Annotated in this window: 9 protein-coding genes and 1 pseudogene; 6 read left to right on the top strand and 4 right to left on the bottom strand. The window is 67.7% G+C overall.

The window, feature by feature from the left end:
* Positions 1-159: 159 nt before the first annotated feature.
* From ACZ7FF_RS44455 to ACZ7FF_RS44470, 4 genes and pseudogenes are all read left to right on the top strand, one after another.
* Positions 160-291 (top strand): annotated as a pseudogene (locus ACZ7FF_RS44455) (IS5/IS1182 family transposase); the annotation flags it as partial.
* 501 nt (positions 292-792) lie between these two features.
* The gene (locus tag ACZ7FF_RS44460; protein ID WP_470820404.1) at positions 793-2,295 is read left to right on the top strand and encodes an MFS transporter; all 1,503 of its coding nucleotides are present in this window, start codon (positions 793-795) and stop codon (positions 2,293-2,295) included.
* Positions 2,296-2,563: 268 nt separating this feature from the next.
* Entirely contained in the window at positions 2,564-3,010 is a 447-nt protein-coding gene (locus tag ACZ7FF_RS44465) for a transposase (RefSeq protein WP_470820406.1), read from the top strand.
* Entirely contained in the window at positions 3,007-3,369 is a 363-nt protein-coding gene (locus ACZ7FF_RS44470) for a transposase (RefSeq protein ID WP_470820408.1), read from the top strand. Before ACZ7FF_RS44465 ends, ACZ7FF_RS44470 begins: the two co-directional genes overlap by 4 nt.
* On the opposite strand, the gene ACZ7FF_RS44475 is transcribed toward ACZ7FF_RS44470, so the two are convergent.
* Together ACZ7FF_RS44475 and ACZ7FF_RS44480 are read right to left on the bottom strand one after the other, a co-directional pair.
* Entirely contained in the window at positions 3,311-3,817 is a 507-nt protein-coding gene (locus ACZ7FF_RS44475) for a hypothetical protein (protein WP_470820418.1), read from the bottom strand. The genes ACZ7FF_RS44470 and ACZ7FF_RS44475 overlap by 59 nt on opposite strands.
* 199 nt (positions 3,818-4,016) lie before the next feature.
* Positions 4,017-4,268, bottom strand: a complete 252-nt coding sequence (locus ACZ7FF_RS44480) for a hypothetical protein (RefSeq protein ID WP_470820410.1) — start codon at positions 4,266-4,268, stop codon at positions 4,017-4,019.
* A 182-nt stretch (positions 4,269-4,450) separates the two neighbouring features.
* Between ACZ7FF_RS44480 and ACZ7FF_RS44485 the strand changes: the two genes are divergently transcribed.
* Complete coding sequence (locus tag ACZ7FF_RS44485) at positions 4,451-5,539, top strand: right-handed parallel beta-helix repeat-containing protein (RefSeq protein WP_470820412.1); 1,089 nt, start codon at positions 4,451-4,453, stop codon at positions 5,537-5,539.
* Between the two features lie 131 nt (positions 5,540-5,670).
* Here ACZ7FF_RS44485 and ACZ7FF_RS44490 read toward each other — a convergent pair whose 3' ends face one another.
* Together ACZ7FF_RS44490 and ACZ7FF_RS44495 are read right to left on the bottom strand one after the other, a co-directional pair.
* Complete coding sequence (locus ACZ7FF_RS44490) at positions 5,671-6,684, bottom strand: amidohydrolase family protein (protein WP_470820414.1); 1,014 nt, start codon at positions 6,682-6,684, stop codon at positions 5,671-5,673.
* A gap of 50 nt (positions 6,685-6,734) precedes the next feature.
* The gene (locus tag ACZ7FF_RS44495) at positions 6,735-8,387 is read right to left on the bottom strand and encodes an FAD-dependent oxidoreductase (RefSeq protein WP_470820415.1); all 1,653 of its coding nucleotides are present in this window, start codon (positions 8,385-8,387) and stop codon (positions 6,735-6,737) included.
* 268 nt (positions 8,388-8,655) lie between these two features.
* On the opposite strand from ACZ7FF_RS44495, the gene ACZ7FF_RS44500 reads away from it, so the two are divergent.
* The gene (locus ACZ7FF_RS44500) at positions 8,656-9,960 is read left to right on the top strand and encodes a cytochrome P450 family protein (protein ID WP_470820416.1); all 1,305 of its coding nucleotides are present in this window, start codon (positions 8,656-8,658) and stop codon (positions 9,958-9,960) included.
* Positions 9,961-10,274 lie beyond the last annotated feature (314 nt).

The raw sequence follows: 10,274 nt of genomic DNA on the forward strand, positions 1-10,274 counted from the left end.
GGCCCTTCTTCTATGCGTCCGCACCGGCAGACTCACCCGGACCAGGCCCCTGTTCGAACCCGACCGACCACCCGAGCGGAATGAGAACAGCCAGTAAGACCGTGTCCTATGTGGTGATCGCTCGTTGGGCTGGCCATGGGGCGTGGTGCATGGAGTTAGATTGTTCCGGACGGGCTGTGGGAGATCGCCAAGCCGTTGATCCCGCCGTCGAAGGTGCGGCCGCAGGGCGGCGGGACACAGGACACGTCTGATGAGACGCTGTTCGCCGCGATCGTCTACGTCCTGGTGAGCGAGGCGGACGTACTCGACGCCGGTCGGCGGGCTGCGGGACGGCCCGCTGCCGGACATCACCGGCTGGACGGTGGAGGAACTCGGCGGTGGTGTGTCGCCCTGGCCAGCGAGTTGTCGCGGTGGCCAGGCGGCCGAGCCCTATGCGACCGTCAGTGGCGGCGAGCCGCGCACCAGGGGCGGCGTGACCATACCCACCCCTACTATGCGGCCGGTTGTTCGGTGGCCCCAGTTGGCTTCGGGTGCTTGTGACGGCGATTCCGATTGATTTGTCTGATTCGGCCTCTCTGCGGGCAGGCGCGCCATGAGCTTCGCGCGCTACTGCTCGCCCGCGCGCCGGCGCCGGGCACGAGAGCCACGTACGACCCAGGAACGCGCCGAGAGCGCGAAGCTGCCGGAGTACGCGCCCCCGGGGATCACCGAGGACCTGTTGGGGATGCCGTCCGTCGCTCCGGCTTCCGTCCCCCGCTGGTGCTACCCAATGTGAGTGCATAGCGTACTCGTATGATCACAGAATCGGACCGGCCCGTTCTCTACGATCGGCGGTGGAAGGCGTTCGGGGTATGCCTGGCGGCGGGCTTCATCTCGCTGCTCGACATCTCGATCGTGAACGTGGCTCTGCCTTCCATGGAACGGGGGTTCGGTGCCTCCGAAGCTACTCAGTCCTGGGTGGTGTCCGGGTACGCCCTTGCCTTCGGGCTTGCCCTGGCGCCGGCGGGACGGCTGGGCGACCTACGTGGACGCCGCCAGGCCCTGTTGCTCGGCATCGCCGTGTTCACGACCGCGTCGGTGGGATGCGGTCTTGCCGCCGGCCCCACCTGGTTGGTGGTGTTCCGGCTGCTCCAAGGGGCGGCTGGAGGTGTGATCGGACCGCAGATCTCGGGGCTGATCCAGCAGATGTTCCAGGGCGGCGAACGGGCACGGGCGTTCGGATTCCACGGCAGCGTCGTCGCGGCGTCCACCGCGGCGGGTCCGCTCGCGGGTGGACTGCTGATTCAGGCCTTCGGCACGGACGACGGCTGGCGCTGGGCGTTCTTCGTCAACGTGCCCATCGGGATGGCTGCTTTCATCGCGGGGCGCCGGCTGCTGCCCCGCCTCCCGGTGCCTGGTCACAGACGGGAGGAGTTCGATCCGATGGGCGTACTGTTCCTCGGCGCGGGCGTGCTTTCGCTGCTGCTGCCCCTGGTTCAGGGACAGCAGTGGCAGGGGCCAACGAAGTGGGTGCTGGTCCCGGTGGGCGCGCTGCTGCTGGGGGTGTTCTGGCTGTGGGAGAGGTTCCAGGCCGACCGGGGTAAGGCGCCGCTGGTCGGCCTGGACCTTTTCACCCAGCGCTCCTTCACGCTTGGCGCCCTGATCAGCCTCACCTTCTTCGCCGGGCTCGCCACCATCTTCTTCGTCCTGTCCCTGTTCCTGCAGGAGTCCGCGGATTTCAGCGCCCTTGCCGCCGGCGTGACGATTCTGCCGTTCGCGGCCGCCTCGGCGGTCGGCGCGGCCATCGGAGGTCGGCTGGTGATGCGTTATGGCCGTAGGCTGATCGTCATCGGCCTGAGTGCGGTGGTTCTCGGCCTGCTCGGTGTCGCGTCGGCTGTTCAGCTGGTGCCCGGCGAGGGCGTGGGCTGGGCGGTGGTGCTTCCGCTGGTCATCGCTGGGATCGGGTCCGGTCTCACGGTCTCTCCCAACCTCACCCTCACCCTGATGGCCGTGCCGATGCAACGGGCCGGCGCGGCCGGCGGGGTGATGGAGACGGGCCAGCGCATCGGCTCGGCCGTGGGCATCGCAGTGGTCGGCGCTGTGTACTTCGCGCATCTTTCCCGCCACGGCCGTGCCGCGGCGGCCCTTCAGCTCGGGTTGCTCACCGCCACGGCCTTCATCGCCGCCGCCCTGGTCCTCGCCGTGGCCGATCTGCGGCAGCGCCGGGCGCAGGCACGTCACGAAAACCTCGCAGCGACGCGGGGGCTAGGCGCGGGGGAGAGCGGGGTCGGTGAGAAGGCGGGCAGCGGGGTCTGACTGCCTGTTCTCTATCCGCTCGCGCGGTCGGACAGGTTCGAACGGGGGCCTGGTTCGGGTGAGTTGTCCGGGGTGAGTGCATGGAGGAAGGGCCTCTTGGTAGCTCGCGGATGTCAACTCCAGCGAGAAGCAAGAGGCCCTGTTGTCGAAGTGTCGCGTGGTCATGGTCGCCGAGTCCAGTTCGTCCACTCGTGGGTGTGACTGCCTCGCCCACAGGTTCGGGAACGCGGTCGATCGGCCGCAGCGCCGGCCCCGATACGGCTCGGACATGAGCGATGCCGAGTGGGCCGTGGTGAGGGACCTGCTGCCGGTTCCGGGCTGGCTTTCGGGCCGCGGCGGGCGTCCGGAGGGCTACTGCCACCGGCAGATGATCGACGCTGTGCGCTATCTCGTCGACAACGACATCAAGTGGCGGGCGATGCCCGTGGACTTCCCGCCCTGGCCGCGCGTCTATGCCTTCTTCGCCCGCTGGCGGGACACGGGACTGGTAACCGAGTTGCACGACCGGCTGCGGGAAGCCGTCCGCGCCGGTGAAGGCCGCAGCGCCGAGCCGAGCGCGGGGGTCGTGGACTCGCAGTCGGTGAAGGCGGACGCCACCGTCACCTTCGGCTCACGGGGCTTCGACGCGGGCAAGAAGATCAACGGTCGCAAGCGGCACCTGCTCACCGACGCGCTCGGACTTCTCCTGGCCCGCTGGTCACACCGGCGTCCGTGACCGACCGGGACGGCGCCCGGTCCCTTCTGCCAGTGGCGGCCGGCCGCTTCCGGAGGCTGGCGCGGGTCTGGGCCGACGGCGGCTACACCGGCCACCTCACCGACTGGACCAGCCAGCATTTCGGGCTCGTCCTCGACATCGTCCGCCGCCGCGAGGACGTCCGAGGCTTCCAGGCACTGCCCCGCCGCTGGGTCATCGAACGGTCCTTCGCCTGGCTTCTGCGCAGCCGCCGCCTGGTCCGGGACTACGAACGACGCACCGACACGAGCGAAGCCGTCATCCGCTGGTCGATGATCGCCCTCATGAACCGCCGCCTGGCCGCACAGCCTCATCAGTGCGCTGTTCTGCCGGCAGGGTGAACCTCCCGGGCTTTGTCTCCACCAGCCAGCCCCGTTCCACCAGCCTCTTCAACCGTGCTCTCGCGCCCTCGACGCGTGAGGCCGAGGCACTGTCCCAGCCGAGCACCACGGCCGCCCGCCGGGCACCCAGCCCGTCACCCCCGGCCTCGGCCGCGGCTGCCATCACCGCCTGGTAGTCCACCGACAGGTCTTCGACCCCGGCCGCGTTCTGGCGATGCGGCACCGCACGGCGCGGGCCCACCGGCTTCCTCGGCGACGGGCCAACGACCGTCTCGGCCGGCTGTTCCCCCTCGGCGAGCGCTTCCAGATACTGCTCGAGGCCGATCGTCCGAAGCCAGAGAACCTCCTCGGCATCCACCAAGTCCGCCCGCACCCGCTCCAGTTCGGGCTCGAGCTCCTCCACCCGCGCGGCAGCAGCCTTCCGCCGCGTTTCCAGGACCGCCCGCATCGACGGCATCCGCCACCCCCACGCCGACTCGATCAGCAACGAGTCGAGACTCCCGCCACAGCCGCAATCTCAAGCCAACCAGCGGAATCCGCACACGGCATTCGGAAAGCGAACGACCTCTGAGGCCGGGGCCGGCCTGGGGGCGGGCGCGCCCCGGGCCGGTCGGTCCTCTGCCGTCCGAGCAGGCTGCCGCTGGGCGTCAGTTCTTGGAGGCGCACGGCGGACGCGCCGCGAAAAGGGCCATCGAAATTTTCACCGCTGTTGAAATGGTCAATGCCTGCAGGAACGGCATCCCCGTGAGCCACAGTGCCACCATCATGACGCTGAGGACCAGGAGAACAGGGATTAGGTTGGTGTGCTGGACGGCGGAACGCCGAACACCCAGGAATGCTTGTGGCTGATTCACTGTATCGCTCGTCTGGGCAAGGCTCTCATCGTTGACCTGTGGCATCCTTATTCCTTCACGCGGGCTCGATTCCGTCAGCGAGCCTAGGTCCGGACCATGAGGGCTGCCACCGCTGATACTCCGATCTCGTTCGCACGCAGCCAATCACATGAACTTTCTGCACCCTTTGAGTTGTATGCGGGCGAGTGTCGCGCGGAAGGTTGCCGATTCGGTTCTATCTTCCGAAGATGAAACGGAACCAAGCACGCTACACCGCGATCGCCGCCGTGCTTCTCGGTGTGGGCCCGGCTGCTCTTCCCGCCTCGGCGGTATCCCCCTCAGCGCGCACCCTGACGGTGCATCAGGGCCAGTCGATTCAGAAGGCGGTGAACGCCGCCCAGGCCGGTGACACGGTCTTGGTGCAGGCCGGCACATACCACGAGAGTGTCACGATCAAGACCTCGGGACTGACACTGCGCGGTGTCGGGCCGGGCACGGTGATCGTGCCTCCCCAGAAGAAGGCCGTGCCCACTCCGAGGGGAGCCGTCGGCTGTGTGGAGGGCGGCAAGGGCATCTGCGTCGTCGGGCTCAGGAACAAGCCCGTCATGGACGTGACCGTCTCGGACCTGACGGTGACGGGCTTCTCCAGCGTCGGCCTGTGGTCCCTGGCCACCGACCGCTTGACCGTGCAGCGGGTAAGGGCGGACAAGAACGGTAAGTGGGGTATCTCGCAGGAGCACTCCACGCGCGGTGTGTTCAAGAACAACATGGCCCGGGACAACGGTGACGCAGGCCTATACCTCGCCAACACCACGATGTCGGAGAAGGGGGCCACGGACAGCCAGGGTCTGGTCGTGGAGGGCAACGACCTGCAGGGCAACCGGAACGGCCTGACGGTTCTGCGTCTGCGCAACCTCACGGTTCAGCGGAACTATATGGCGGGGAACTGCACCGGGATGATCGTCATCGGAGACGAGAACAAGCCCCGGGCAGGGGCGCTCACCGTCAGCCGCAACCTTGTGCTGCGCAACAACAAGTACTGCGCGAAGACGGCCCGGTTGCCGTTCGTGCAGGGCTCCGGAATCGTACTGTCCGGCGCGGAAAGCGCTCTGCTGACGCACAACGTGGTCGAGGGCAACCGCGGCCGGTCGCCACTGTCGGGCGGGGTGGTGCTGTTCAAGAGCATGGTCGGCGTGGCCAACAGCAAGAACCGTGTCGAGACGAACTCAGTTACCGGCAATATTCCGGCCGATCTGGTCAACCAGAACGCCACGAAGGACAGTAACCTCTTCCGCGGCAACTTCTGCCGGATCTCGCTCCCGGCCGGACTGTGCTGAGCTGAGCCGCCCCAACGGCTCCGGGCTCTGGCGGACCCGGCAGTGTCCCTTCGCCCTCAGCGCGAGCGGAAGAAGGGACACTGCCGTCGCACCGATGGATCGGGTGGTCCGCGTGAGGTGTCCGGCCGCGCTCAGGCCGGAGCAAGCGCGGGCATCAGACGCAGAGCGTTCCCGCGGTTGATGTGGCCGCGTTCCTGGTCGCCGAGGGCGGGATCCCCGTCGAGAGCGGGCGTGGTCACCTCGGTGACCACGCGCGTGGGGGTGGGCGGCCAGTCGCTTCCGTAGAGGATCCGGAAAGGTCCCGCCGCGGCCAGCAATGTGGGGGTCGCGGACGACGACATCGGACCGGCCGTGTCGTAGTAGAAGCGGTGCAGATAATCCTGGACACGGCCGGGATCGACAGCGGGGACGAGCTGGCGGCCGAAGACCTCGATCCGGCTCGCGATGTAGGGGAGGTACCCGCCGCCGTGTGGAAGGATGAAGGTGAGCCGCGGAAAGCGGTCCAGGGTGCCGTTCATGATCAGGCTCAAAGCGGCGCGGGTGGTGTCCATCAGGAAGTCGCACACAAACGGCGGTACGCCCTTGGGAGCGCCGGAGGTGCTCACTTGCATCGGGTGCGTACTGATGACGGCGGCGCGTTCGTTCAGTTCCGCCATGAGCGGGTCGAGCGCGGGGTCGCCGAGGTAGGTGTCGCCCGTGCTGGTGCGCGCGCTGACGCCCACGGCCCCGAGCTGGTCCATTCCGTGGGAGACGGACCAACGGGAGAGTGCAGGGTCGTCGAGGAAGACGGGCGTGAAGAAGGAGAAGCGGCCGGAATGCCTGGTGGCCAGGGCGCCGGCGGCGTCGAGGGCGACTCGCGTGCTCTCCTTGCGTGCCGCCGCGTCGTGGAAGCGTCCCAGGATGGCGACGGTGAGGACGCTGGTGCGTGTGCCGGTGCGGTCCATCAGCTTCAGCGCGGTGGTTTCGTCCCACCGGGTCCACGGAGGCAGGCTGTTGCGGTCCGCGAACCCGTTCTGCTCGGCCCACTGCACCCATTCGGGGGCGGTGTAGTGATGGTGGACGTCAATTCGTTCGTGTCGGGCGTCGTCGTCACGCGTTGCGGTGCGGTGACCTATGTGGCTCGGAGCTTGCAGGTCGGCCTTCATGGAGGGGCTCCCTACGGTGAAGGGGTCAACGGGCTCTTCGGAAAGCGGGATTAGCGGCTGAGGAGACCTTCGAGGACGTGGGTCAGTTCGGCCTCGGGGTCCGCGGGGAGGTCCGCGGAGCGCCAGGCGACGTATCCGTCGGGGCGGACCAGTACCGCGCCCTGGGGAAAGACGCCGTGGACATCGGCCCAGCTGGCGTCGCGGCCCCCGTCGTGGACCCCTTGGGCGGCCGTGACGTCAAGGTCGAAGTCCGAGCCGACGCCGACGCGGTAGGACACCAAAGGGACGCCGAACGAGGCCGCCGCCGCGTGAGCGGCCGCTGGCCACGGCCCGTCCGAAAGGCCGGAGAGCAGGACGAAGGACCGCTCGTACAGATCGATGGTCGACTTGGTGTTCCCGTTGTGCAGGACGCTCATGTGCGGGGCGCGGGTGCCGGGGTCCGCCTGCAGGAGAAGCGTCTGCGGGATGGTCGGCGCTTCGGGGTCAGCGCCGGACACGGCCGTGGAGACGTAGCGGTAGCCGAGGGCCACGGTCATCAGGTCCGTGCTCTGGCCAGGGTCCTGCGCGGCAGCATAGCCGGGGTGCTCCTCGCGTGCTGCTTGCTCGATGGCCCGGGCGATCGTGGCGAGGGCGACCGGCCGCCGTTCGCTCTCGTAGGAGTCGAGCAGTCCGTCGCCCGCCCAGCCGTGCAACACCCCGGTGATCTTCCAAGCCAAGTTGTGAGCGTCCTGGATGCCTGTGTTGGATCCGAACGCGCCGGTGGGGGGCATCTCGTGAGCCGAGTCACCGATAAGGAAGACGCGTCCCTGTCGGTAACGGTCCGCGACCCGGTCGGCCGCGTGCCAGGGGGCACGCCCGGTGACCTCGACATCCAGGTCCCGTACGCCGGCGGCGGCCCTGATGTGGTCCCTGATGCGTGTATCGGTGAAGTGTTCCAGCGTCTGGCCGCGCTCGGGGAACCACGGGATGTGGAAGACCCACTTCTCCTCGTTGTCGACGGGCAGCAGCACGCCGTCGCCCTCGGCCCCGTTCAGATAGCAGACGAGGAAGCGCTGATCGCCTACCACCTCGCCCAGCTGTTTGCTGCGGAAGGTGACACTGACGTTGTGGAAGAGGTCGCCCCCGCCGCTCTGTCCGATGCCCAGGCGCTTGCGCACGGGGCTGCGCGGCCCGTCGGCCGCCAGGAGGTAGGCCGTGCGGATCGTGTAGGTCCGGCCGCTCTCCCGTTCGCGCAGTTCACACGTCACGCCGTCGCGGTCCTCGGTGAAGGAGACCAGCTCCGTACCGAAGCGCACGTCCCCGCCCAGTTCGCGGGCGTGGGCCAGAAGGACCGGCTCCAGGTCGTTCTGGCTGCACGCGCACCGCCGGGTGGAACACACGCCCTGCTCGGGGGGCCCGCCGGTGAGACGGGCGGAGAGCCATCGGCTCTCACCCCCGAACAGTCTGTCCGTCTGCATGATGCCGTGATTGCGGGACAGGGGCGCCGCTGCCCTTCTGACGTCCGCTTCCAGGCCGGCGGTGCGGAACAACTCCATGGTCCGCATGTTGTTCCCCCGGCCCCGGGGGTGTTCGGAAGTGGCGGCCCGGCGTTCGGCGACCATATGGCCGACGCCCAGTCTCCCCAGGAACACCGACGCGGACAGTCCGACAAGTGAACCGCCCACGATCAGTACCGGCACCTCTTCTACGTCGTGTCTTTCCACGGCCTGTCCTTTTTCATCAACCCACAGGGAGTTCGGGCGGCAATCCGTCATCACGGCGGCGCTGGGTTCGAACCTGCCATACGGCGTCGGGGTCGGCAATTGAGCTTTCCCCCGCACGGTGCATTCGTCTCTTCCCGACCCCGTGCCGCGCCGAAAAGCCGGTCAGCGGCGGAGTGAATCGCGTTTCCCTGCTTCGGTTGACGTCAATACCTTTCTGCGTTCCGACGACAGCCGAATCGTGCCACCGCGGGAAGAAGAAGGGCCGTCGATGACTCAGTTGCAGGAGCAGAAGACCGGGGACGAGACAGCCCATGCAGTGGATGCGGCATCACGCGGGTGCCCGGTGTACCGGTCCAACCCGCACCCCGTCTATCGGCATCTGCGGGAGAACGCTCCCGTGTGCCGCCTCACCCCGCCGCACGGTGTGGACTCCTATCTCATCACGCGCTTCGAGGACGCGAAGGCAGCCCTTGCCGACCCGCGGATCAGCAAGGACATGTACGCGGCCATCGATGCCTATCGATCCATCTTCGGCGACTCCTCCATCGCCTTGGACGACAACATGCTGTTCGCCGACCCGCCGAAGCACACGCGGCTACGCCGGATCGTCAGCCGTGCCTTCGTCCCCCGCCGCATCGAGGCACTGCGCCCACGGATCCAGGAAATCACCGATGCGCTGCTCGACAAGTGCTCATCCCGGCAGCCCGTCGACCTGCTGTCGGCCTTCGCCTTCCCGCTGCCACTCCAGGTGATCTGCGAGCTGATCGGCGTCCCCGAGGAGGAGCGCCAGGAGGTCCAGCAGTGGTGCAGCGTCGTCGCGCGGACCGGGTTCAGCAAGAAGGACAAGGACCGGCTGGCCGAGGCGGAGACCGCGCTCCGCGAGTACTTCGAGGTCCTGATCGCCCGTAAGCGGAAGGCCCCCGAGGACGACCTGCTGAGCGTCCTCATCCAGACGAGCGACGACCAGGAGTCACTGACGGACGGCGAGTTGCTGTCCACGCTGTGGGTCCTGCTGTTCGCCGGCCACAAGACGACCGCCTACTTGATCGGCAATTCCGTTTACACGCTGCTCACGCATCCCGAGCAGCTCCAGCAGGTTATCGAGTCGCCCGAACTTCTCGCGAACGCCGTCGAGGAGGTCATCCGTTTCGACGGCTCGGTCGAGAACGCGACCTTCCGTCACGCCCTCGAGGACATCACCATCGCGGGGACGCTCATCCCCAAGGGGGCGCTGGTGCAGATCGCGATCACCTCGGCTAACCGGGACGCCGCCGCCTTCGAGAGCCCCGACACCTTCGACGTCGCCCGTCCGGGCGTGCAGAGCAGTCATCTGGGGTTCGGTACGGGGCCGCACTACTGCCTCGGTGCGCCGCTGGCCAGGATGGAGATGCAGATCGCCTTGACCTCGCTCTTCCAGCGCTTCCCGAAGCTCGCCCTGAATCTGCCGGACGACGAGGTTAAGTGGCTGACCGTGCCTTTTCCCGCGTTCCGCGGACTGACCGAGCTGCCCGTCGTGCTGGACCCCTCCAAGCTTCTGAACGACTGGGCCTCGGGGATGCCCGACGTCTGGTGAGACGGCGTGCAAGGGGGTCGGTGCGCAAGTTCCCGGCCCGTCGGGGTACATCCTCGTAGATCACTTCAGGAACACGCCAAGGACATCCTCGCCCGCCCCCCTGACCCGTAACCTGCCGGTTCTCCTCGAGAGAGCGGACCACGCACGTCAGGAAACCGCCTCGCCGTACCGTGCACGCTTTCAAGATCGCGTCGCCGTCGCCGCGGAGTGCGGGAGGGACTAGGGTCCGTCTTCAAAGATCACCGGGTGGTGGATCATGGTCAGGTGATACGTCGCCATGAACTCACCGATCAGGAGTGGGAGTTACTCGCTCC

The organism is Streptomyces sp. NPDC037126 (genome assembly GCF_055605965.1).